The sequence below is a fragment of the Amycolatopsis sp. NPDC049159 genome, from assembly GCF_040648295.1.
GTDB classification, from domain to species: domain Bacteria; phylum Actinomycetota; class Actinomycetes; order Mycobacteriales; family Pseudonocardiaceae; genus Amycolatopsis; species Amycolatopsis pretoriensis_A.
In genome coordinates this window covers 41,400-68,131 of record NZ_JBEZDL010000031.1, presented here as the reverse complement: position 1 = coordinate 68,131, position 26,732 = coordinate 41,400, and the positions used below count along the sequence as shown (strand labels likewise).

Below are 26,732 nucleotides of genomic sequence, written 5' to 3'. Positions count from 1 at the left end.
CGGGGCGCACCGCTCGCCGTCGTGTCGGGATGGGTTGCTGATTCATGGACAACGAACAGAAGCTGCGGAGCTACCTCAAGCGGGCGAGCGCGGACCTCGTGCGCACCCAGCAGAAGCTGGCGGAGCTGGAGAGCCGCGCCGCCGAGCCGATCGCGATCGTCGGGCTCGGCTGCCGCTACCCCGGCGGCGTCGCCGGCCCCGAGGACTTCTGGGAGCTGCTGAGCTCCGGGCGTGACGGCGTCACCGGGCTGCCGGCCGACCGCGGCTGGGACCTCGGCGCGCTCGCCGCGGACGGCGGCGAAGCGGCGATGTCCGGCGGCTTCCTGCTCGACGCGGCCGAGTTCGACGCGGGCTTCTTCGGCATCTCGCCGCGGGAAGCGGCCGAAATGGACCCGCAGCAGCGGATCCTGCTCGAGACGGCGTGGGAGGCGATCGAACGCGCCGGCATCGTGCCGTCCGCCTTGAAGGGCACCCGCACCGGCGTGTTCGTCGGCGCGATGGCGCAGGAGTACCTGACCGGCGCGGCGGGCCCGTCCGAAGGCTTCCTGCTGACCGGCAACACGAACAGCGTGCTGTCCGGTCGGCTCGCCTACGTCCTCGGGCTGGTCGGCCCGGCCGTCACCGTGGACACCGCGTGCTCGTCTTCGCTGGTCGCACTCCACCTGGCCGCGCAGTCGCTGCGCTCGGGCGAGTCCGAACTGGCGCTCGCCGGTGGCGTCACGGTGATGTCCGCGCCGACGACGTTCGTCGAGTTCAGCCGCCAGGGCGGCCTGTCCCCGGACGGCCGCTGCCGCTCCTTCGCCGACTCCGCCGCCGGCACCGGCTGGGCCGAGGGCGCGGGCGTGCTGGTGCTGGAACGGCTGTCCGACGCGCGCCGCCACGGGCACCCGGTGCTCGCGGTGGTCCGCGGCAGCGCGGTCAACCAGGACGGCGCCACCAACGGGCTCACCGCGCCGAACGGCCCGTCGCAGCAGCGCGTGATCCGCGAGGCGCTGAAGACGTCCGGGCTCGCGCCCGCGCAGGTCGACGTCGTCGAAGCGCACGGCACCGGGACCACGCTGGGCGACCCGGTCGAGGCGCAGGCGCTGATGGCGACCTACGGGCAGGACCGGCCGGCGCCGCTGCTGCTCGGCTCGGTCAAGTCGAACTTCGGGCACACCCAGGCGGCGGCTGGTGTCGCCGGGGTGATCAAGGTCGTGCTGGCGATGCGCAACGGCGTCGTCCCGCCGACGTTGCACGTGGACACGCCGTCGTCCCATGTGGACTGGACCGCGGGACGCGTCGAGCTGGCGACCGCGGCGACGCCGTGGCCGGAGACCGGCGAACCGCGGCGCGCCGGCGTCTCGTCGTTCGGGCTGAGCGGCACGAACGCGCACGTGATCGTCGAGCAGGCGCCGGCCGTCGAGGAGCCGGTCTCCGAGCGGGTCGCGCGGCCGCTGCCGATCCTGGTGTCGGGCAAGAACGAAGACGCCGTTCGGGCGCAGGCCGCCCGGCTGGCCGACGTGCTCGAGCGGGGGACTCCGCTCGCCGATGTGGCCTTCACCGCGGCCACCGCGCGGACGGCGTTCGACGTCCGGTCCACTGTGGTCGGTTCGGACGTCGCCGAGGTCGTTGCGGCCCTGCGTGACTTGACGGGTTTCGCGTCTCCGCGGGTCAAGGGCAAGACCGCGTTCCTGTTCACCGGCCAGGGTTCCCAGCACCTCGGGATGGGCCGGGCGCTGCACCGTGCCTACCCGGTGTTCGCGGCCGCGTTCGACGAGGTCCTCGCCCGTTTCGGGCCCGAGCTGCGGGACGTCGTGTGGGGCGCCGACGCGGACCGCCTCGCCGACACCGCGCAGGCCCAGCCGGCCATCTTCGCCGTCGAAGTCGCGCTCTTCCGGCTCCTGGCGTCGTGGGGTGTCCACCCGGACGTCCTGGCGGGACACTCGGCCGGCGAGATCGCCGCCGCGCACTGCGCCGGGGTGCTCACGCTCGACGACGCCTGCGCGCTGGTCTCGGCCCGCGCCCGCCTGATGGGCGCGCTGCCCGCCGGTGGGGCCATGGCCGCCGTGCGCGCGTCCGAAGAGGACGTCCGGGCGGCCCTGGTGGACGGTGCCGACATCGCCGCCGTCAACGGGCCTTCGGCCGTGGTGGTGTCCGGTGTGGAGGAGGCCGTCCTCGCCGTCGCCGCGCGGTTCGAGCGCACAACCCGCCTGCGCGCGTCCCACGCGTTCCACTCGCCCCTGATGGACCCGATGCTGCCCGCGTTCCGCGAGGTCGTCTCGGGCTTGACCTTCGCCGAGCCGGCGGTGCCGCTGGTCACCGCGGGCGACGTCACCGACCCGGAGTTCTGGGTGCGGCACGTCCGCGAGACCGTCCGCTTCGGCGACGCCCTCGCCCGGCTGGCCGACGCCGGTGTGCGGCGCTTCGTCGAGGTGGGCCCGGAAGCCGCGCTGACGCCGCTGGTCGACGTCCCCGGCGCGCTCGCCGTGCCGGTGCTGCGCAAGGACCGCGATGAGGCCACGTCGGCCGCCGAAGCGCTCGGCCGGCTGCACGGCGACGGCGTCGGCGTGGACTGGACCGCGTTCTTCGACGGCTCGGGGACCCGGGTCGACTTGCCGACGTACGCCTTCCAGCGGCAGCGGTTCTGGCCGCGCGACACCGGCCGCGCCCGCGGCGACCTGCGTTCCGCCGGGCTGCGCAGCGTCGACCACCCGCTGCTGGGCACGGCGGTCGAGGTCGCCGACGCCAGCGGCCTGCTGCTGACCGGCCGGCTGGACCCGGGCACCCACGCCTGGCTCGCCGACCACCGCGTCGGCGGCGTGGTCGTCGTGCCCGGCACCGCGCTGCTGGAACTGGCCGTCCGGGCCGGTGCCGAGACCGGCTGCCCGGACGTCGAAGACCTGACGCTGACCCGCCCGCTGGTGCTCGGCGCGGCCGGCGAGCGCGTGGTCGTGCAGGTCTGGGTCGGTGCGCCGGACGAGCGGGGCCGCCGCCCGGTGGCCGTCCATTCGCGACCCGACGGCGAGGTCAGCTGGACCTCGCACGCGGTCGGCCGGCTGGCCGAGCGGATCGGATCCACTGTGGACGTCCCCGGCGCCTGGCCGCCGGCGGACGCCACCGCCGTCGACCTCACCGGCTTCTACGACGAGCGCGAGTACGGCCCGGCGTTCCAGGGGCTGCGCGCGGCCTGGCAGCGCGGCGACGACGTGTTCGCGGAAGTGGCCCTGCCCGACGACGTCGAGGCCGAGACGTTCGACCTGCACCCCGCGCTGTTCGACGCGGCCCTGCACGCCGCGGCCTGCTTCGCCGGCCCGGGCGGGGTGCCGTTCTCGTGGCAGGACGTCGCCGTGCGCGCGGTCGGCGCGACCGCCCTGCGCGTCGCGTTGCGCAAAACCGGCGACGACACCTTGGCTTTGTCGTTGACCACGCCCGAAGGCGACGTCGTCGCGACGGCCGCCTCGCTCACCGTGCGGCCGATCTCGACCGAGGCCCCGGTGACCGGCGGGGGCGTCTACCGGGTGGACTGGACCGAACCGGTCACCGGCGTCACCGGTCACGACGCCGACGTCGTCACCCTGTCCATTCCGGACGGAACCCCGCCCGAGGCCGCCCGGGCGCTCGCGGGGGAGGCCCTGGAGTTGCTGCGGGAGCGGCTGACCGAGGACGCGCGCCGGCTGGCGCTGGTCGTCCCGGCCGCGCTCCCCGCCGCCGCCGTGCGCGGCCTGGTCCTGGCCGCGCAGCAGGAACACCCCGGCCGGTTCGTCCTGATCGAGTCCACCGAGGACGTGCCCGCCGAAGTGCTGGAAACGGCGCTGTCGACCGGCGAGCCCCGGCTCCTGGTCCGCGACGGGCGCGTCCTGGCGCCGCGGCTGGTGCGCACGGCGACCGGCGAGGCGCCCGCGTGGAACCCGGACGGGACCGTCCTGATCACCGGCGGCACCGGCGAGCTGGGCCGGGTGCTGGCCGCGCACCTCGTGCGCGAGCACGGCGTCCGGCACCTGCTCCTGGCCGGCCGCCGCGGCGCCGCGCCCGAGGGGCTGGTCACCGAGCTGGCCGGGCTCGGCGCGGACGTCACGGTCGCCGCCTGCGACGCGGGCGACCGCGACGCGCTCGCCGCGCTGCTGGCCGGGATCCCGGCCGCGCACCCGCTCACCGCCGTCGTGCACGCCGCCGGCGTCCTCGACGACGGGCTCCTCGACACCCTCGACGCCGGCCGGCTCGCGAAGGTCCTCGCGCCGAAGGCGGACGCCGCCTGGCACCTGCACGAGCTGACCCGGGACCTCGAGCTCGACGCGTTCGTGCTGTTCTCGTCGCTGGCGGGCACCCTCGGCGCGGCCGGGCAGGCCAACTACGCCGCGGCCAACGCGTTCCTCGACGCCCTCGCCCGGGAACGCCGCTCCGCGGGACTGCCCGCGGTGTCGCTGGCGTGGGGCCCTTGGGGCGGCGAGGGCATGGCGGGCGCCGCCGGCGGCCGGTTCGCGCGGCTGGGCATCCCGGCGCTGACCGAGGCCGAGGGCCTCGCCCTGTTCGACGCCGCGTTGACGACCGGCGAACCGGCCGTCGTACCGGTCCGCTTCGACCTCCCGGTGCTCGCCGCGCAGCCGGAACCCCCGGCCGTGCTGCGTTCGCTGGTCGGCACCCGCCGCGCGGTGCGCACCGCCGGCGGTGCCGGCCGGCTGGCCCAGCAGCTGTCCACGTTGGACGACGCCGGGCGTGCCGCACGGGTGACCGACCTGGTGCGCCGCGAAGTCGCCGCCGTGCTCGGGCACGCCGGCGCGGGCGCGGTCGACCCGGCGCGCTCGTTCGCCGAGCTGGGCTTCGATTCGCTGACGGCGGTGGAGCTGCGCAACCGGCTGGACGCGGCCACCGGCCTGCGGCTGCCCGCCACGACCGCGTTCGACTACCCGACCCCGGCCGCGCTCGCCGGCCACCTCCGCGACCGGCTGCTGGGCGCCGAAACCGGCGGACCGGCCGTCACCCGGACCGCGGTCGCCGACGACGACCCGGTCGTGATCGTCGGCATGAGCTGCCGCTTCCCGGGCGGGATCGCGTCGCCGGAGGACCTCTGGGCGGCGGTGGCCGAGGGCCGCGACACGACGTCGCCGTTCCCGGTCAACCGCGGCTGGGACCTCGGCGCGCTGTACCACCCGGACCCCGACCACACCGGCACGTCCTACACCCGCGAGGGCGGTTTCCTGCACGACGCGGGCGAATTCGACGCCGCGTTCTTCGGCATGAGCCCGCGCGAGGCCGAGGCCACGGACCCGCAGCAGCGCCTGCTGCTGGAGGCGTCCTGGACGGCGATCGAGCGCGCCGGGATCGACCCGCGGACCCTGCGCGGCAGCGCGACCGGCGTGTTCGCCGGCGTGATGTACAACGACTACGGCCTGGTCTTGGCCGGCGGCGGCTTCGAAGGCTTCCAGGGCAGCGGGACGGCGTCGAGCGTGGTGTCCGGCCGGGTCGCCTACGCGCTCGGTCTCGAAGGCCCCGCGGTGACGGTGGACACGGCGTGTTCGTCGTCGCTGGTGGCGCTGCACTGGGCGGCGCACGCGCTGCGGTCGGGGGAGTGCTCGCTGGCACTGGCCGGCGGCGTGACGGTGATGTCCACGCCGAACTCGTTCGTCGAGTTTTCCCGGCAGCGCGGGCTTTCCCCGGACGGCCGGTGCCGGTCCTACGCGGACGAGGCCGACGGGGTCGGCTGGTCCGAAGGTGTCGGCGTGCTGGTGCTGGAGCGGCTGTCGGACGCGCGCCGGCACGGGCACCGCGTGCTCGCCGTGGTGCGCGGTTCGGCGGTGAACTCCGACGGCGCGTCCAACGGCCTGACCGCGCCGAACGGTCCCTCGCAGCAGCGCGTGATCCGGTCGGCGCTGGCGGTGTCGGGTCTGTCCACTTCGGACGTCGACGTCGTCGAAGGGCACGGCACCGGGACGACGTTGGGCGATCCGATCGAGGCGCAGGCGCTGCTGGCGACGTACGGCCAAGACCGTGAGACGCCGCTGCTGCTGGGTTCGGTGAAGTCGAACATCGGGCACACCCAGGCCGCGGCGGGTGTCGCGGGGATCATCAAGATGGTCCTGGCGATGGAGCACGGCACGGTGCCGGGTTCCCCGCACGCGGGCACGCCTTCGTCCCATGTGGACTGGACCGCCGGAGCCGTGTCGCTGGCGTCCTCCTCGACGCCGTGGCCCGCTGCCGACCGGCCGCGCCGGGCGGGTGTGTCCTCGTTCGGCATCAGCGGGACGAACGCGCACGTGGTGCTCGAAGCGGGCCCCGCGGTCGTGTCCGGCCCCGTCGAGACTCTCGAGGACGCACCGCTGCTGCTTTCGGCGCGGACCGCCGAGGGGTTGCGCGCCCAGGCCGCGAACCTGGCCCGGCTCGACTTCCCGCGCGGCGACCTGGCGTGGTCCTTGGCGACGACGCGGACGGCGTTCGAACACCGGGCCGTGGTGCTCGGCCCGGACACTCCTGCGGCACTCGCCGCGCTGGCCGCCGGCGGCCCGGCTCCCGGCGTGGTGACCGGGTCGGTCACCGGCGGTGGGCTGGCGTTCGTCTTCCCGGGCCAGGGCGCGCAACGGCTCGGCATGGGACGTGAGCTGGCTTCGCGGTTCCCGGTGTTCGCCGGCGTGTTCACCGACGTGCTCGACCGGTGCGACCCGGCCCTGCGCGACGTCGTGTGGGGTACGGACGCGGCCGCGCTGGAGCGGACCGGGAACGCGCAGCCGGCGCTGTTCGCGTTCGGCGTGGCGGCGTTCCGGCTGCTGGAGTCGTGGGGCGTGCGCCCGGACGTCGTCGCGGGCCATTCGGTCGGCGAGATCGCGGCCGCGCACGTGTCGGGCGTGTTGTCGCTGGCTGACGCGTGCACGCTGGTGTCGGCCCGTGCCCGCTTGATGGAGGCGCTGCCCGCGGGCGGGGCGATGGTGGCGGTCCGGGCGTCCGAAGAGGATGTCCGGGCGGCCCTTGTGGACGGTGTCGACCTGGCGGCCGTGAACGGGCCGGAGTCGGTGGTGCTGTCGGGCGTCGAAGAGGCGGTGCTGGCGGTCGCGGCGCGGTTCGGGAAGACCACGCGGCTTGCGGTGTCGCACGCGTTCCACTCGCACCTGATGGACCCGATGCTGGACGAGTTCCGTGCGGTGGTTTCCACCCTGGACTTCGCCGCGCCGGCTCTGTCTTTCGTCTCGCACGGGGACGTGTGCTCGCCCGAGTACTGGGTCGAGCACGTGCGCGCGACGGTCCGCTTCACGGAGACGGTCGCGGACGCGGCGTCGACGTACCTGGAGCTGGGCCCGGACGGCACGCTGTCGGCGTTGCTGGACCGGCCGGGCACGGTGCCGCTGCTGCGCAAGGACCGCCCGGAGCCGGAGTCGGCGGTCTGGGCGCTGGCGACGTTGCACACCCGCGGGTGTGCGGTCGACTGGCGCACGTACCTGGGCGGCGGCCGGACGGTGGATCTGCCGACGTACCCGTTCCAGCGCGAGCACTACTGGGCGACCCCGGTTCGGCGGGCCCCGGAACAGCAGTCGGAGGGCCCCCTTTGGGAGGCCATCGGCCGGGGCGACGCGGCGGAGCTGGCCGGGCTGCTGGACCTGGGGGAGGACCAGCGGTCGTCCCTGGAGACGCTGCTCCCGGCCCTGACCGGCTGGCGCGACCGCCGAGCGGCCGAGGAGACGGCGAAGTCCTGGCGGTACCGGACGGAGTGGACCTCGTTCCGCACGGCGGAGACCCCGGCGCTGACCGGCCGCTGGCTGCTCGTGACGGCCGCCGCGGGGGAGGGAGCGGAGGTCGAGTCGGCGCTGGTGGCCCACGGCGCAACGGTGACCCGCATCGCCACGGCGGATCTCGCGGTCGCCGACCAGGTCGATGGGCCTGGAGACGCTGACCGCGCCGCTCTTGCCGCCGCGCTCACCGCCGCCGGGCCGGCCGAGGGCGTCATCCACCTCCCCGCCACCGGTGACCGGGGCCTCGAAGACCTCCTCACCCTCGTCCAAGCCCTCGGCGACGCCGACCTCGGGCTGCGGCTCTGGTGCCTCACCACCGGCGCCGTCGCCACCCCCGGTGACCGCGGGCCCGACCCCCGGGCCGCCCGGCTCTGGGGGTTCGGCCGCACCGTCGCGCTCGAACAGCCCGCGCTCTGGGGTGGCCTCGTCGACCTCCCGGCCGGCCTCGACCTCGCCGCGGGAAGGCGGCTCGCGGCCGTCCTCGCCGGCGCGAACGGCGAAGACCAGGTCGCCCTCCGGCCGCAAGGCGCCTTCGGCCGCCGCATCACGCGCTACCAGCCGGCCGAAACCCCGGGACGCTTCCAAGCCCGCGGTACCGTCCTGATCACCGGCGGCACCGGCGCCCTCGGCGCGTCCGTCGCCCGGTGGCTCGCCGGCGCCGGAGCCGAGCACCTCGTGCTCGTCAGCCGCCGCGGTCCCGATGCCCCCGGCGCGGAAGCGCTCGAACAAGAACTCACCGCCGCCGGCGCCCGCGTCACCATCGCCAAGGCCGACATCGGAGACCGCCAAGCCGTCGAGACGCTCCTCCAGCAGCACCCCGGCATCTCCGGCGTCGTCCACACCGCCGGCATCGCGCAGGCCATGGACCCCGTCCACACCACGGACTTCGCCGAACTCACCCGCGTCATGGCCGCCAAGACCCAGGGGGCCGCGCACCTCGACGCCCTCCTCGCCGGGCACGACCTCGACTTCTTCCTGCTCTTCGGCTCCGTCGCGGGCGTCTGGGGCAGCGGGGGCCAGGCCGCCTACGCCGCCGGCAACGCCTACCTCGACGCCCTCGCCGAGGCCCGCCGCGGCAAGGGGCGCCGGGCCACCTCCATCGCCTGGGGCGCCTGGGCCGAAGAGGGCATGGCCACCGACGAGCACGTCGCCGGCCAGCTGAGCCGGCGCGGGCTCGGCTTCCTGCCGACCGGAAGCGCTCTCGCCGAACTCGAACGCGCCCTGGTGCGCGACGACACCGCCGTCGTCGTCGCGGACGTCGCCTGGGACACCTTCCTGCCCGTCTTCACCGCCACCCGCGCCACCCGGCTCTTCGACGCCTTCGCCGAGACCCGGGCCGAGCCGGTGAGCGCCGTCGTCAGCGCCTTCGCCGCCCGCTTCGCCGGGATGTCCGAGGACGAACGCGACCGCGCGCTGCTCGACCTCGTCCGCACCGAGGCCGCCGCCGTGCTCGGGCACGTCACCGCCGGCGCCGTCGCCGAAGAACGCGCTTTCCGCGACCTCGGGTTCGACTCGCTCACCGCCGTCGAATTCCGCCGTCACCTCGCCGACGCCACCGGGCTCGCCCTGCCCGCGACGCTCGTCTTCGACCACCCGACCCCGCTCGCGCTGGTCGCGTTCCTGCGCGCCGAGATCGACGGCCCGGGCGCCGCCGACGCCGTGGCCGCCGCGACCGGGGCCACCGACGAGCCGATCGCCATCGTCGGCATGGGCTGCCGCTTCCCCGGCGGCGTCACCACGCCCGAAGAGCTCTGGGCCCTGGTCACCGGCGGCGTCGACGCGATCTCGGCGTTCCCCGGCGACCGCGGCTGGGACGCCGCCGGCCTGTTCGACCCCGATCCCGAACGCGGTGGCAAGACCTACTCGACGCTCGGCGGGTTCCTCGAGAACGCCGCCGAGTTCGACGCCGGCTTCTTCGGCATTTCGCCGCGCGAGGCCCTGTCGATGGACCCCCAGCAGCGGCTGCTGCTCGAAGTGTCCTGGGAGGCCTTCGAACGCGCGGGCGTCGACCCGGCGGCCGTGCGCGGCAGCCGGACCGGCGTGTTCGTCGGCTCCAGCTTCCAGGACTACGGCGTCGCCACCGGCGACGGCACCGAAGGCCACCTCGTCACCGGCACCATCCCGAGTGTCCTTTCCGGACGGTTGTCGTACCTGTTCGGGTTCGAGGGCCCGTCGGTCACCGTCGACACGGCGTGCTCGTCGTCGCTGGTCGCGCTGCACCTGGCCTGCCAGTCGCTGCGCTCCGGCGAGTCCGAACTCGCCATCGCGGGCGGTGTCACGGTGATGGCCTCGCCCGACCCGTTCGTCGCGTTCAGCCGCCAGCGCGCGCTGGCCTTCGACGGCCGCTGCAAGGCGTTCTCCGACGAAGGCGACGGCATGTCCCTCGCCGAGGGCGCCGGGATGCTCGTGCTGGAACGGCTTTCCGAGGCCCAGCGCCACGGGCACCCGATCCTGGCCGTCGTGCGCGGCACGGCGGTCAACTCCGACGGCGCGTCCAACGGCCTCACCGCGCCCAACGGCCCGTCGCAGCAGCGCGTGATCCGCCAGGCGCTGGCCAACGCCGGTCTCGCACCGTCCGAAGTGGACACGCTCGACGCGCACGGCACCGGCACCGCGCTCGGCGACCCCATCGAAGTCCAGGCACTGCAGGCGACTTACGGCCGCGACCGCGAACGCCCGCTGCTGATCGGCTCGGTGAAGTCCAACATCGGGCACACGCAGTCGGCCGCCGGGGTCGCGAGCCTGATCAAGATGGTGCACGCCATGCGCCACGGCGTGCTGCCGCGCACCCTGCACGTGGCCAAGCCGTCCACGAAGATCGACTGGACCGCCGGCGAGATCGAGCTGCTCGCCGAGGAAACGGCGTGGCCGGAGACCGGGCACCCGCGCCGCGCCGGCGTTTCGTCGTTCGGCATCAGCGGCACCAACGCCCACGCGATCATCGAGGCCGCGCCCGCGCTCGAAGAAGCCGCGAAGCCCGAGCACACCGGCCCGGTCGTCTGGCCGCTGTCGGCGAAGAGCGCGCCCGCGTTGAAGGTCCAGGCGCTGCGGCTGCTGGACTTCCTCGGCGACGAGCGCCCGGTCGACGTCGGCCGGACGCTCGCGCACCACCGCGCGACGTTCGAACAGCGCGCCGTGGTCGTCGGCGAAGACATCGCCGACCTGCGGCGCGGCCTGACCGCGCTCGCCGGGAACACCGCCGACCCCGCGCTCGTGCAGGGCACGGCCAAGCGGTCCGGCGCGCCGGTGTTCGTCTTCCCCGGCCAGGACTCGCAGTGGGCGGGCATGGCGCGCGAACTCCTGACCACGTCGCCGGTGTTCGCCGGACGGCTGGCCGAGTGCGCCGCCGCGCTCGACCCCTTCGTCGGCTGGTCACTCGCGGACGTGCTGCACGACGACGCCCTCACCGGCGTCGACGTCGTCCAGCCGGTGCTGTGGGCGGTGCTGGTGTCGCTCGCCGAGCTGTGGCGCGCGCACGGCGTCGAGCCGGTCGCCGTGATCGGGCACTCGCAGGGGGAAATCGCGGCCGCGTGCGTCGCGGGTGCACTGTCCCTCGAGGACGGTGCGCGGGTGGTCGCGCTGCGGTCGAAGCTGATCGCCGAGCGGCTTTCCGGGCACGGCGCGATGCTGTCGGTCGTCGCGAGCCGGGACGAGGTCCGTTCGCTGATCGGGGAGCTGGCCGACCGGATCGCGGTCGCCGCGGTCAACGGGCCGCGCTCGGTCACCGTGTCCGGCGAGCCCGCTGCCTTGGCGGAGCTGGAGGTCCGCCTGGCGAAGGCCGGCTTGATGCGGTGGCGCCTGGAAGGTGTCGACTTCGCCGCGCACTCGCCGCAGGTCGACGGGATCGCCGCCGAGCTGGCGGAGCTGCTGGCGCCGGTGTCCCCGCGTGAGACCGGAGTCCGGTTCTATTCGACGGTCACCGGCGGGCTGGTCGAGCCGGCCGAGCTGACCGGCGAGTACTGGTGCCGGAACCTGCGTGGGACGGTCGAGTTCGCCGCGGCGCTGTCGGCCGCGGTCGCCGACGGGCACGCGGTGTTCGTCGAGTCGAGCCCGCACCCGGTGTTCGGCATGGCGATCGGCGAGCTGGCCGAGACGGCCGGCGTCCCGGTCACGGCGCTGGGCACGCTGCGCCGCGACGACGGCGGGGTCGAGCGCTTCTTGAAGTCCTTGGCCGAGGCCCACACCCGCGGGGTGGCGGTCGACTGGGCGGACACCCTCACCGGCGGGCGGCGGATCGACCTGCCGACGTACGCCTTCCAGCACGAGCACTACTGGGCCATCGACGAGACCGACGCGACGGTGGCTCCGGCCGACGACGAGCTGTGGCAGGCCATCGCCCGCGACGACCGGGCGGGGCTCACGAGCCTGCTCGATCTGGACGACCGGCAGCAGAACGCTTTGACGGATTTGCTGCCCGCGTTGTCGGCCTGGCACGCCCGCCGCGACGACGAGTCCACGGTGGACTCCTGGCGCTACCGGATCGCGTGGCGCCCGGTCCGCCCGGCCGGCACGACGCTGACCGGCACCTGGCTCGTCCTCGGCAGTGGTGACGACGTCGCCGACGTTCTGCGCGCGCACGGCGCCGACGTGCGCGTGGCCGCCATCGAGGACGACGACGTGGCCGCCGCACTGGGGGACCTCGACGGGGTCACCGGGATCGTCTCCCTCCTCGCCGCCGACCACACCCCGACCGGCCACCCCGGCCTCGACCGCGGTCTCCTCCGCACCCTCTCGCTCGTCCAGGCCGTCGCCGGGGCCGAGCCCGCCCCCCGGGTCTGGGCGCTGACCCGCGGTGCCGTCTCCACCGGGCCCGCCGATCCCGTCCGGGACCCGGCGCAAGCCCAGGTGCACGGGCTCGGCTGGTCCGCCGCCCTCGAACACCCCGCGCACTGGGCGGGGCTCGTCGACCTGCCCGAAACCCTCGACGCGGCGGCCGCCCGGCGGCTCGTCGCCGTGCTCGCCGGGGCCGGGGACGAAGACCAGCTCGCGGTCCGGTCGGGTGGCGTCTTCGCCCGCCGGCTCGTGCCCGCCCCCGTCAGCGGTGCGCCCCAGCGGCCCTGGCGCGCCCACGGGACCGCCGTCATCACCGGCGGGACCGGCACCCTCGGGCCGCACCTGGCCCGCTGGCTCGCCGCGGAAGGCATCGAGCACCTCGTGCTCACGGGTCGTCGCGGGCCGGACGCGCCCAACGCCCAAGCCCTCCTGGACGAGCTGGGGGCGTCGGCCGAGGTGGTCTCGCTCGACGTCACCGACCGGGATGCCGTCGCCGCGCTGATCGGCCGGCTCAAAGGCGAAGGCCGGCGGATCACCACCGTCGTGCACACCGCCGCGCACATCGCGCTCGCCCCGCTCACCGGCACCGTCCCGACCGCCTTCGCCGAGGTCCTCGACGCCAAGGTCACCGGCGCCACCAACCTCGACAGCGTCCTCGACGAACTCCTCGACGACGGCGAACTCGAGCACTTCGTGATGTACTCCTCGACCGCCGGCCTGTGGGGCAGCGGGGACCACGGCGCCTACTCGGCCGCCAACGCCCACCTCGTCGCCCTCGCCGAGCAGCGGCGCGCCCGCGGGGTGCCCGCGACCACCGTCGCCTGGGGGATCTGGGCCGACGACCGCGAGCTGGGCCGGGTCGACCCCGGCCGGATCCTGCGCAGCGGCCTGCGGTTCATGGAACCCCGCCTGGCGCTCGCCGGGCTCGAGCGCGCGCTGGCCGACGACGAAACCTCGCTGCTCATCGCCGACCTCGACTGGGACCGCTACCACCCGGTGTTCACGTCGGTGCGGCCCAGCCCGCTGTTCTCCGAGCTGCCGGCCGTCCGCAAGCTCGCCGAAGCGGCCGACGACACCGCGGACGCCTCGGCGTTCGCGAGCCGGGTCCGGGCGCTCCCCGCCAACGCCGGGCGGCGGCTCGTCGTCGACCTCGTGCGCGCCGAAGCGGCCGCCGTGCTCGGCCACTCCGGCGGCGACGCCGTCGAGGCCGATCGCGCCTTCCGCGAGCTGGGCTTCGACTCGCTCACCGCGGTCGACCTGCGCAACCGCCTGGAGGTCGTGACCGGGCTCAGCCTGCCCAGCACGGTCGTGTTCGACTACCCGAACGCGGACACCCTGGCCGGCTTCATCCTGTCCACCCTGGACGGCCCGGTGGCCGGCGAGACCGTCGTCGCGGCCACCGCCGTGGACGAGCCGATCGCCATCGTCGGCATGAGCTGCCGGTTCCCCGGCGGGGTCACCTCGCCGGAAGCGTTGTGGGACCTGATCATCGGCGGCGGCGACGCGATCTCGTCGTTCCCGCCCGACCGCGGCTGGGACGCCGCCGGGCTGTTCGACGCCGACCCGGACCGCAGTGGCAAGACCTACTCGACGCTCGGCGGGTTCCTCGACGGCGTCGCGGACTTCGACGCGGGCTTCTTCGGGATCTCCCCGCGCGAGGCCCTGTCGATGGACCCCCAGCAGCGCCTGCTGCTGGAAGTCGCCTGGGAGACCTTCGAACGCGCGGGCGTCGACCCGGCCGCGGCGCGGGGGAGCCGGACCGGCGTGTTCGTCGGCGCCAGCTACCAGGACTACGCCTCGACCGTGCTCAACGCGGCCGAGGGCTCCGAAGGGCACATGATCACCGGCGCGGTGTCGAGTGTCCTTTCCGGCCGGATCGCCTACCTGTTCGGGCTGGAGGGCCCGGCCGTCACGCTCGACACGGCGTGCTCGTCGTCGCTGGTCGCGCTGCACCTGGCGTGCCAGTCGCTGCGCTCGGGCGAGAGCTCGCTCGCGCTCGCCGGCGGGGTCACGGTGATGGCGACGCCGGCGCCGTGGATCGGGTTCAGCCGCCAGCGCGCGATGGCGCCCGACGGCCGCTGCAAGGCCTACTCCGACGACGCCGACGGCATGAGCCTCGCCGAGGGCGTCGGGCTGGTCCTCGTCGAGCGCCTTTCCGACGCCCAGCGCAACGGTCACGAGATCCTCGCGGTCGTCCGCGGCTCGGCGATGAACTCCGACGGCGCGTCCAACGGCATGACCGCCCCGAACGGCCCGTCCCAGCAACGTGTCATCCGCCAGGCCCTCGCGAGCGCCGGGTTGTCCACTTCGGACATCGACGCGGTCGAGGGCCACGGCACCGGCACGCCGCTCGGCGACCCGATCGAGGTCCAGGCGCTGCAGGCCACCTACGGCCGTGACCGCGAACGACCGCTGTTGCTCGGCTCGGTCAAGTCCAACCTCGGCCACACGCAGATGGCGTCGGGCATCGCCGGCGTGGTCAAGCTCGTCATGGCCATGCGCCACGGCGTGCTGCCGAAAACCCTGCACGCGGACACGCCGTCGTCGCACATCGACTGGTCCGGCGGCGCCATCCGGCTGCTCGACGAAACCGCCGACTGGCCGGACACGGGGGAACCCCGGCGAGCCGCGGTGTCTTCGTTCGGCCTGAGCGGCACGAACGTCCACACGGTACTGGAGCAGGCCCCCGAACCGGCCGCGGCGCCGGAGCCGATGACGCTCGGGACCGTGCCCGTGGTGGTCTCGGCCCGGACACCGGAAGCCCTGCGCGCCCAAGCCGCCAGGCTCAAGGCGTGGCCCGGCGAACCGGCCGACCTGGCCTTCACCCTGGCCACGGCTCGCGCGGACCTCAGCCACCGCGCGGTGATCCTGGCCGCGACGGCCGAGGATGTCCGAAGCGGTCTGACCGCGATCGCCGAGGACGAGCCCGCCCCGCACGTCCTGCGGGGCACGTCGGCCACCCGTCCCACGACGGCGTTCCTCTTCACCGGCCAGGGCAGCCAGCGGCCCGGCGCCGGGCGGGAGCTGTACGAGCGGTTCCCGGTGTTCGCCGAGGCCCTCGACGAAGTCCTCGCGCACCTCGAGCTGGAGCGGAGCGTGCTCTTCGCCGAGCCGGGCACGCCGGAAGCCGCGCTGCTGAACGAAACCCGGTACGCGCAACCGGCGCTGTTCGCGATCGAGGTCGCGTTGGCCCGGCTCCTGGAGTCCTGGGACGTGCGGCCCGACCACGTCGCCGGGCACTCGGTCGGCGAGATCGCCGCCGCGCACGTCGCCGGGGTGCTTTCCCTGGCCGACGCGGCCACGCTGGTCGAAGCCCGCGGCCGGCTCATGCAGGCCCTCCCGGCCGGTGGCGCGATGGTCGCGATCCGGGCGACCGAGGCGGCCGTCCGCGCGCAGCTGCCGGACGGCGTCGACGTCGCCGCGGTCAACGGCCCGGAGTCCATTGTGGTCTCCGGACCGGAGGACGCCGTGCTCGCCTTCGCGGAACGGTTCGGGAAGACCCGGCGGCTCACCGTGTCGCACGCCTTCCACTCCGCGTCGATGGACCCGGTGCTGGCCGAGTTCCGCGCCGCCATCGCCGGGCTCACCTTCTCGGCACCGGAACTGCCGTTCGTCTCGGCGGTGGACGGAACCGACCCGGTCGACGGCCCGGACTACTGGGTGCGGCACGCCCGTGAGGCCGTCCGGTTCGCCGACGCCCTCACGACCCTGGACGAAGCCGGGGTCACCGCCTACGTCGAACTCGGGCCCGACGCGGTCCTGTCGGCGCTGTCCACCGCGAAGCCGATGCTGCGCAAGGACCGGCCGGAGGAGGAGACCGTCGCCGCGGTGCTCGCCGACCTGCACTCCCGCGGGTACCGGCCGGACTGGGCCGCGTTCTTCGCCGGGACCGGCGCCCGCCGGATCGACCTGCCCACGTACGCCTTCCAGCGGTCCCGCTACTGGCCGGAACCCGCCGCCGCGGCACCGGAAGCCGACACCGGTTTCTGGACCGCGCTGGAAGCGGCCGACGTCGAAGAGCTGTCGACCACCTTGGACGTCGACCGCGACGCGCTCGGCACCGTCCTGCCCGCGCTCACCGCGTGGCGCCACCGCGTGCGCGAAGAGTCCGAAGTGGACGACTGGCGCTACCGCGTGGTCTGGAGCCCGGTCCGCGCCGAACCCGCCGCGCCCAGCAGGGTGCTGGTCGTGGCCCACGACGACCCGTGGGCGGACTCGGTCGCCGAAGCCCTCGGCGGTACCCGGGTCGAGCCGGGCGCCGAGCTGCCCGAAGCCGACCACGTGCTTTCGCTGTTGTCCGACCCCGCCGAATCGCTGCACTTCGCGCGGGAACTCGGGGACAAGGCCCCGCTGTGGTGGGGCACCCGCGGCGCCGTCAGCACCGGCGCGGCGGACCCCGCGCCCGACCCGCACGCGGCCGCGCTCTGGGGCCTCGGCCGGGTGCTGGGCCTGGAACAGCCGCAACGCTGGGGCGGGCTCGTCGACCTCCCCGAGGTCCTCGACGCCCGCGCGGCCGGCCGCCTCTTCGCCGTCCTGCGCGGGATCGGCGACGAAGACCAGGTCGCCATCCGCCCCTCGGGCGTCTTCGCCCGCCGCCTCACCACCGCACCCGCAGGTCGTATAACGGACTACACCCCGCGGGGTACGGTGCTGATCACCGGCGGTACCGGCGGGCTCGGCGCGGAGGTCGCACGACAGCTGGCCGATGCGGGCGCCGACCACCTCGTGCTGCTCAGCCGCCGCGGCCCGGACGCTCCGGGTGCGGCCGAGCTGGCCGAGGAGCTGAACACCCGCGTCACCCTCGAAGCCTGCGACGTCGCCGACCGCGACGCCCTCGGCCGGGTCATCGCCACGATCCCGGACCTGACCGCCGTCGTGCACACCGCCGGTGTGGTCGACGACGGCACCACCGACTCCCTCACCGCGGAGCAGTTCGCGGCCGTGTTCGAGGCGAAGTGCGCCGGCGCGGAGCACCTCGACGAGCTGACCGCGGACCTCGACCTGGACGCGTTCGTGCTGTTCTCCTCGACCGCCGGCACGTTCGGCGCGGCCGGGCAGGGCAACTACGCGGCCGCCAACGCCCACCTCGACGCGCTCGCCGCGCGCCGCCGGGAGGCCGGCCGCGTGGCGACGTCGATCGCGTGGGGCCCGTGGGCGGGCGCCGGCATGCTCGGCGGCAACGCGGGGGTGCAGGACCGCGTCGGCCGCGGCGGGCTCGCGCTGCTGCCGCCGGACCGGGCCGTCGCGGCGATGCGGCGCGCGATCGGCGCCGGCGACACCGAGATCCTGGTCGCGGACATCGACTTCGCGCGGTTCGTCCCGGCCTTCACGATCGGCCGGCCGTTCCCGCTGCTGGCCGACCTGCCGCGGGCGAAGGCCGTGCTCAGCGAAGCCCGGGAAGCGGGGGAGCGCGGCGACCTGCGCGGCACCCTCACCGCGCTGCCGCCCGCCGACCGGGAGAAGCACCTGCTGGGCCTGCTGCGCACGCAGGTCGCGATGGTGCTGGGCCACGCCGACGCCGGCGCGGTCGCCCCGGACGCCGCGTTCGCCGACCTCGGGTTCGACTCGCTCACCGCGGTCGAGCTGCGCAACGGCATCGGCGCGGCCACCGGGCTCGCGCTGCCGTCGTCGCTGGTGTTCGACCACCCGTCCCCGCGCGCGCTCACGGCGTTCCTGCTCGGCGAGCTGCTCGGCGCCGACACACCGGCCGGCACCACGGTCACCACCCGCGCCGCCGCCGGCGACCCGGTGGTGATCGTCGGCATCGGCTGCCGCTTCCCCGGCGGCGTCACCTCCCCGCGCACCTTCTGGCAGCTCCTCGAGGACGGCGGCGACGCGATCGGGCCGTTCCCGGCCGACCGCGGCTGGGACCTCGCGAAGCTCGGCGACGGCCACGGCGGCTTCCTGCCCGACGCCGCCGGGTTCGACGCCGGCTTCTTCGGCATCTCCCCACGCGAGGCACTGGCGATGGACCCGCAGCAGCGGCTCCTGCTGGAGACGTCGTGGGAGTCGCTGGAGCACGCCGGCATCGACCCGGCGAGCCTGCGCGGCACCGACACCGGCGTCTTCGTCGGCACCAACGGCCAGGACTACACCGGGCTGCTGCTCAACTCCGACGCCGACGTCGCCGGGCACATGGCCACCGGCACCACGGCGAGTGTCCTTTCCGGACGGTTGTCCTACACCCTCGGCCTGGAAGGCCCGGCCGTCACGGTCGACACCGCGTGCTCGTCTTCGCTGGTCGCCCTGCACTGGGCCGCCCGCGCACTGACCGACGGCGAATGCTCGCTGGCCCTGGTCGGCGGCGTCACCGTGATGACCAGCCCGTTCTCGTTCACCGAGTTCGACGCCCAGGGCGGCCTCGCCGCCGACGGGCACTGCAAGGCGTTCTCCGACGACGCCGACGGCACGGCCTGGTCGGAAGGCGCGGGCGTGCTCGTCGTCGAGCGGCAGTCCGACGCACTCCGGCACGGCCACGAGATCCTCGCCGTGGTGAAGGGGTCCGCGATCAACCAGGACGGCGCTTCCAACGGCCTCACCGCGCCGAACGGCCCGTCGCAGCAACGCGTGATCCGGGCGGCGCTGGCCGACGCCGGTCTGTCCACTTCGGACGTCGACGTCGTCGAGGCGCACGGCACCGGGACGACGCTCGGTGACCCGATCGAGGCGCAGGCACTGCTGGCCACCTACGGGCAGGACCGCGAGACGCCGGTGCTGCTGGGGTCGGTCAAGTCCAACCTCGGGCACACGCAGGCCGCCGCGGGTGCCGCGGGCGTGATCAAGATGGTGCTCTCCCTCAACCGGGCCGTGGTGCCGAAGACGCTGCACGTCGGGGCGCCGACGTCCCATGTGGACTGGACGGCAGGTGCGCTCGATCTGGTCACCGAGGCGACCGCGTGGCCCGAGACGGCCCGTCCGCGCCGGGCGGCCGTGTCGTCGTTCGGGGTCAGCGGCACGAACGCGCACGTCATCCTGGAAGCCCCGCCCGTGCGGGACGCCGCGCCCGGCACCGCACCCGCGGTCGTGCCGTGGCCGGTGTCGGCGCGTTCCGAGACGGCGCTGGACGCGCTGCTGTCCACTGTGGCCGGCGACGCGCTCGACACCGGGTACACCCTGGCCACCGGCCGGGCCGCGCTCGACCACCGCGCCGTGCTGGTCGGCGGCGAGGTCGTGAGCCGGGGAGTGGCCCGCGAGCGGGTCACCGCGTTCCTGTTCTCCGGGCAGGGCGCCCAGCGCCTGGGCATGGGCCGCGAGCTGTACGCGCGGTATCCGGTGTTCGCCGACGCGTGGGACGAGGTCTGCGCGCACCTCGGGATGCCGCTGGGCGACGTCGCCTGGGGCGAGGACGCGGCCGAACTGGACCGGACCGGCCGGGCGCAGCCCGCGTTGTTCGCGTTCGAGGTCGCCGCGTTCCGGCTCCTGGCGTCGTGGGGGGTGCGTCCGGACTTCGTCGCCGGGCATTCGATCGGCGAGGTCGCCGCGGCGCACGTGGCCGGGGTGTTCTCGCTGCAAGACGCGTGCACGCTCGTCGCCGCCCGGGCCCGGCTGATGCAGGAGCTGCCGGAAGGCGGCGCGATGGTCGCTCTCCGCGCCTCGGAAGCCGACGTCCGCACGCGGCTCACCGACGGCGTCGCCATCGCGGCGGTCAACGGCCCGGAGTCCGTCGTGCTCTCCGGCGACGAGGACGCCGTGCTCGCGGTGGCCGAAACCTTCGGCGGCGGACGGCGGCTGACCGTGAGCCACGCCTTCCACTCGCCGCTGATGGACCCGATGCTGCCGGAGTTCCGCACCGTCGTGACCGGGCTGCGGTTCGCGGCCCCGGTCATCCCGCTCGTCAGCGACGGCGACGTCACCGACCCCGAGTACTGGGTGCGGCACGTGCGCGAGACCGTCCGCTTCGGCGACGCCCTCGACCGGCTGGCCGAGGTGTCGCTGTTCGTCGAGGTCGGGCCCGACGCCGCGTTGGCACCGCTGGTCGAACCGGCCGGCGACCGCGTGGTCGTCCCGTTGGCGCGCCGGGGCAGGTCCGAAGAGGACAGTGCCGCGGCCGCGCTGGGCACGCTGTTCACCGCGGGCGTCGACCCGGACTGGGCCGCGTGGTTCGCCGGCACCGGCGCCCGCCGCACCGAACTGCCGACCTACCCCTTCGACCACGAGCGGTACTGGCCCGAGGTGGTCACGAGCGGGCCGGCCGACGACGGCTTCTGGGCCTCGGTCGACCGCGCGGACACCGCCGGGCTCGCCGACCAGCTCGCCATCGAACCGGCCACGCTCGACGCGGTCCTGCCCGCGCTCGCCGCGTGGCGGCGCAAGCAGGCCGAAGCGGCCGCGGCCGACGAACTGCGCTACCGGATCACCTGGCAGCCGGTCGGCGTCGGCGAGCCGAAGGCCGCGAACATCGCGGTCGTCCCCGGCGACGACGCCGAGTGGGCCGCTCGGGTCACCGAAGCCCTCGGGGCCGGCCGCGACCCGGCCGGCGCCGACCTCGTCGTGTCGCTGCGGGAAACCGTTGCGGGAACCAGGGAACTGCTCGCCGAAGTCGACGTCCCGGTCTGGTGCCTGACGCGCGGCGCGGTCGCGGTCACCCCGGCCGAACGCGTCGACGGCCCGGCCGCGCTGTGGGGCTTCGGCCGCGTCGCGGCCCTGCACGACCCGCAGCGCTGGGGCGGGCTCGTCGACGTCCCGGCCGAACTGGACACCCGCGCCGCGGCCCGGCTGCTCGCGGTGCTCGGCGGGGCGGAAGACCAGGTCGCCGTCCGCGCGGCCGGGGTCTACGGCCGCCGCCTGACCCGCGCCACCGCGGGCGGGGAACGCTGGGAGCCGCGCGGCACCGTGCTCGTCACCGGCGACGGACCCGCCGCACTCCTCGCCGACCACCTGACCGGGGTCGACGTCGTCCGCGACCCGGCCGCGCTGGCGTCCCCGCCGGACGCGGTCATCCACAGCGGAAGCCTCGAAGAGGCCAAGCGGTACGCCGGGTGGCCCCTGGACGCGTTCGTCCTGCTCACCTCGATCGCCGGGGTCTGGGGCGTGCGCGGCCGCGGCGACGAGGCCGCCGAAGCGGCCGAACTGGAAGCCTTCGCGCGGCAACGCCGTGACCGCGGCGAACCCGCGTCCGTCGTCGCCTTCGCGGCGTGGGCGGGCACCGGCGAGGACGAGGCCCACCTGCGCGACAGCGGGCTGCCCGTGCTCGACCCGGCCGCGGCCACGGCCGCGCTGCGCACCGCCGTACGGTCCGCCGACCTCACCACGGTCGTCGCCGACGTCCGGTGGGACCGCTTCGGCCCGGCGTTCACGGCGGCGCGCCCGAGCCCGCTGCTGTCGCCGCTGTTCACCCCGGCGCCGTCGACCGGTTCCGGCCTGCGCGACCTGGCTCCGGGCGAACGGTCCGACGTCGTCCTGGACCTCGTCCGGACCGCGGCCGCGACCGTGCTGCGCCACCCCGGCACCGACCGGATCGAGGCCGACCGCGCGTTCTCCGCACTGGGCTTCGATTCGCTCACCGCGATGGACCTGCGCACGGTCCTGAGCAGCGAGACCGGGCTGCGGCTGCCGGCCACGCTGGTGTTCGACCACCCGACCCCGCGCGAGCTGACCGCGTTCCTGCTGACCGAGCTGTTCGGCGACGAACAAGAAGTCGCCACCGAAGCCGCTCCGGCGGCACTCGGGGACGACCCGGTCGTCATCGTCGGCATGAGCTGCCGCTACCCCGGCGGCATCGGCTCGCCCGAAGACCTCTGGCGGGCGGTCGTCGACGAACGGGACGTCGTCGGCGGCTTCCCGGCCGACCGCGGCTGGGACCTGGCCACGCTCACCGGCGACGGCCCGGGCAGCAGCGCCGCCAAGGAAGGCGGCTTCCTGCACGACGCCGCCGAGTTCGACCCCGGCTTCTTCGGGATCGCGCCGCGCGAGGCGATCGTGATGGACCCGCAGCAGCGGCTCGTCCTCGAAGTGGCGTGGGAGGCCTTCGAACGCGCCGGCATCGACGCCACCGGGCTGCGCGGCGGCGACACCGGCGTCTACATCGGCGGCGGCTCTGGCGACTACACCCCGCCCACCGACACGCCGGGCCACCAGGCCACCGCGCAGGCGGCCAGCCTGCTCTCCGGCCGCGTCTCCTACGCCCTGGGGCTGGAAGGCCCGTCGGTCAGCGTCGACACCGCGTGCTCGTCCTCGCTGGTCGCGCTGCACCTGGCCGCGCAGGCACTGCGGACGGGGGAGTGCTCCCTGGCCGTCGCCGGCGGCGTGATGGTGATGTCGAGCCCGACCGGGTTCGTCGAGTTCGGCGAGATGGGTGCGCTGTCGCCGGACGGGCGCTGCAAGGCCTTCGCCGACGCCGCCGACGGCACCGGCTGGTCCGAAGGCGTCGGCATGATCGTGCTGGAACGTGAGTCCGACGCGCGCCGCCACGGGCACCCGGTCCTCGCCGTGGTGCGGGGTTCGGCGGTCAACTCCGACGGCGCGTCCAACGGGCTCACCGCGCCCAGCGGCCCGGCCCAGCAGCGCGTGATCAAGCGCGCCCTCGCCGTCTCGGGGCTGGCACCGTCCGAAGTGGACGCCGTCGAGGCGCACGGCACCGGCACGAAGCTCGGCGATCCCATCGAAGCGCAAGCCTTGCTGGCCACTTACGGCCGTGACCGCGAACAGCCGCTGCTGCTCGGCTCGGTCAAGTCGAACCTCGGCCACACGCAGGCCGCGGCCGGTGCGGCGGCGGTGATCAAGATGGTGCTGGCCATGCGCCACGGGCTGCTGCCGAAGACCCTGCACGTGGACAAGCCGTCCGAGCACGTCGACTGGTCGGCGGGCCGCGTCGCGCTGCTCACCGAGAGCCGGCCGTGGCCCGAGACCGGGCACCCCCGCCGGGCCGGGATCTCCGCGTTCGGCGCCAGCGGCACCAACGCCCACCTGGTGCTGGAACAGGCCCCGGCGGTGGAACCGCGCCCGGCCGCCGCCCCGGCGACCGTGCCGGTCCGGCTGTCCGCGCGCAGCGACGACGGGCTGCGGGCCCAGGCCCGCGCCCTGCGGGACCACCTGGTCACGCACCCCGAACTCGCGCTGCCCGACGTGGCCTTCTCCGCGGCGACGACCCGCGCCTGGTTCGAGTCGCGGGCGGTCGTCGTGGCCGGGGACCGGGAGGAACTGCTGACCGGGCTCGGCGCGCTCACCGCGGGGACGTCGTCACCGCTGGTGCACACCGGCAAGCCGGCGGCCGGGAAGCTCGCGTTCCTGTTCTCCGGGCAGGGGTCGCAGTACCCGGGCATGGGCCGTGACCTGTACGAACGGTTCCCGGTGTTCGCCGCCGCGTTCGACGAGGCCTGCGCGCACCTGGACCTCGACCTGCCCGGCTCGCTGCGGGACGTCGTCTTCGGCGACGACGCCGGCGTGCTGGCGCAGACCCGGTGGTCGCAGCCGGCGGTGTTCGCCGTCGAGGTCGCGCTCTACCGGCTCGTCGAGTCGTGGGGCGTGCGGCCCGACCACCTGGCCGGGCACTCGATCGGCGAGTTCGCCGCCGCCCACGCGGCCGGGGTGCTGTCGCTGGCCGACGCCTGCACGCTGGTCGCCGCCCGCGGCCGGCTCATGCAGGAGCTGCCGGGCGGGGCGATGGCCGCGCTGCAGGTCACCGAAGCCGAGGCGGAAGAGCTGATCAGCGGGCGGCCGCTGTCGATCGCCGCGGTCAACGGACCCGAAGCCGTGGTCGTCTCCGGAGACACCGACGCGGTCGCCGAGGTCGCGGAGCTCGTCGCGGCCCGCGGCCGAAAGACTAGACATTTAAGGGTCAGCCACGCGTTTCACTCGTCGCATATGAACGCGATGAGGGACGAATTCGAGCGGATCGCCGCGGGGGTGCAGTTCGCCCCGCCGGTGCTGCCGGTCGTGTCCACCGTCACCGCGTCCCCGGTCACCGGCGAGCTCGGGAGCCCGGCGTACTGGGCCGAGCACGTCCGCCGTCCGGTGCTGTTCGCCGGTGCGGTCGCCGCGCTCGACTCGCTCGGCGTCACGAAGTACCTGGAACTGGGCCCGGACCGCACCCTCGCCGCGCTCACCCGGACGCTCACCGGCGAGTCCGCCACCGTGACCGCCGCCCTGCGCGCCGGCCGCGAGGACGAGCCGACGCTGCTCTCCGCGCTGGCCCGGCTCGACGTCGGCGGTACCCCGGTCGAGTGGGCCGGGCTGTTCGCCGGGGCGCGCCCGGTCGACCTGCCCACCTACCGGTTCCACCACGAGCGCTTCTGGCCGGACACCCCGGTCGCCGCGACCGCCACGCCGGACTTCCTGACCGGCCTGGACGCCGACGTGCTCGCCAAGGAGATCGACGTCGACCGCGCCGCGCTCGACGCCGTGCTGCCCGCCCTGCTCGACCTGCAGCACCGCCGGGCGCAGCAGTCCACTGTGGACGAGCTGCGGTACCGCGTCGCCTGGAAGCCGCTCGGCGGCGCTGCGGGTGCGGTGCCGGACGGGACGTGGCTGGTCGTCGTGCCCGCCGGCTTCGCCGAAGACCCTTGGGTCGCCGGCGTGGTCAAGGCGCTCGGCGCCGAGCGGGTGGACGTCACCGGCACCGATCGCGAGACACTGACCGAGGCGCTCGCCGGTGCCGGCACCGGCGTCGTTTCCCTGCTCGGCCTGGACGAATCCACGCCGGCCGCGGGCGCCGCGGCCACCACCGCGCTGCTGCAGGCACTGGCCGGCACCGGCAGCACGGCCCGGCTGTGGTGCCTGACCCGCGGCGCGGTCACCGCCGTGCCGTCGGACCGGGTCACCTCGATCGCGCAGGCCGCGCTCTGGGGCCTGGGCCGGGTCGCGGCGCTGGAGCAGCCGCAGCGCTGGGGCGGTCTCGTCGACCTGCCCGCCGACCTCGACGACCACGCTTTCGCCCGGCTGGGCGCGGTGCTCGCCGGCACCGAAGACCAGGTCGCGGTGCGGGCGGCCGGCGGGTTCGCCCGGCGGCTCGTGCGCGCCCCGGCCGGTCCGTCGGCGCGGGCGTGGCAGCCGCGCGGGACCGTCGTCGTCACCGGCGGCACCGGCGCGCTCGGCAAGCACGTCGCCCGCTGGGCGCTGGCAGAAGGCGCCGCGCGGGTCGTGCTCACCGGCCGCCGCGGCCCGGACACCCCGGACGCCGTCGCGCTGCGGGCCGACCTGGGCCCGCGGGCGTCGGTCGTCGCCTGCGACCTGACCGACCCGGACGCCGTGCGGGAGCTGCTCACCGCCGACGTCACCGCGGTGATCCACGCGGCCGGCGTCCTCGACGACGGCGTGCTCGAGGGCTACGGCCCGGACCGGTTCGACGCCGTGTTCGCGGCGAAGGCCGAATCCGCGCTCGTGCTCGACCGCGTCACCCGCGAGCTGGACCTCGACGTCTTCGCGCTGTTCTCCTCGGCGTCCAGCTCGGTCGGCAACGCCGGCCAAGCCAACTACGCCGCGGCGAACGCCGTGCTCGACGCCGTCGCCGAACAGCGGCGCGCGGACGGGCTGCCCGGCACCTCGATCGCCTGGGGCGCTTGGCGGGCGGGCATGGCCGAGACCGCCGACGCGGCGGCCCGGGCCCAGCGCACCGGCACCCGGCCGGTCGCGCCGGAGCTGGCGCTCACCGCGTTCGCGCAGGTCGTGCTCGCGACCGACGCGGCACCGGTGGTCGCCGACATCGACCACGCCACCTTCCTGCGCGCGTTCACCGCGGCCCGGCCGGCGCCGTTGCTGACCGACCTGCCGGAGTACCACCGCCTGACCGCGGAAGCGCCGGCTCCGGCCGATGCGGGTGCGGCGCTGCGGGAGCGGCTGGGCAAGCTGCCGGTGCCGGACCGCGAGAAGGCCGCGCTCGACGTCGTCCGCACCCAGGTCGCCGCGGTGCTCGGGTTCGCCGGGCCGCACGCGGTCGACCCGGAGCGGCCGTTCTCCGGGCTCGGCTTCGACTCCCTCAGCGCGATCGAGCTGCGCAACCAGCTGGCCGCGGCGACCGGGCTCGACCTGCCCGCGACGCTCGTGTTCGACCAGCCGTCGCCCGCCGTGCTCGCCGCCGACCTGGTGCGGCAGCTCGTCGGTGACGAGCGGGTCCCCGATGACCTGGACACCGAGCTGCGGGCCCTGCTCGCGGCCGTTTCCCCGGCGCGCCTGCGCGAAAGCGGCGTGCTGGACACCTTGCGCCGCCTGGCCGGGCCCGACCCGGCCGGGGACGGGGCCGCCGACTTCGACGGCATGTCGGTCGACGACCTGGTCCGCGCGGCGCTCGACGGCGAGGCCACCTGACCCCGATGAACCTACGGAGCT

At 75.3% G+C, this 26,732-nt stretch carries 1 protein-coding gene; it reads left to right on the top strand.

Features of this window, described 5'->3' with window-relative positions; translation table 11 throughout:
- Positions 1-44 precede the first annotated feature (44 nt).
- A complete protein-coding gene (locus AB0B33_RS41145; RefSeq protein ID WP_360782194.1) occupies positions 45-26,711 on the top strand; it encodes a type I polyketide synthase in 26,667 nt (8,888 codons plus the stop codon).
- The last annotated feature ends 21 nt before the right edge of the window (positions 26,712-26,732 follow it).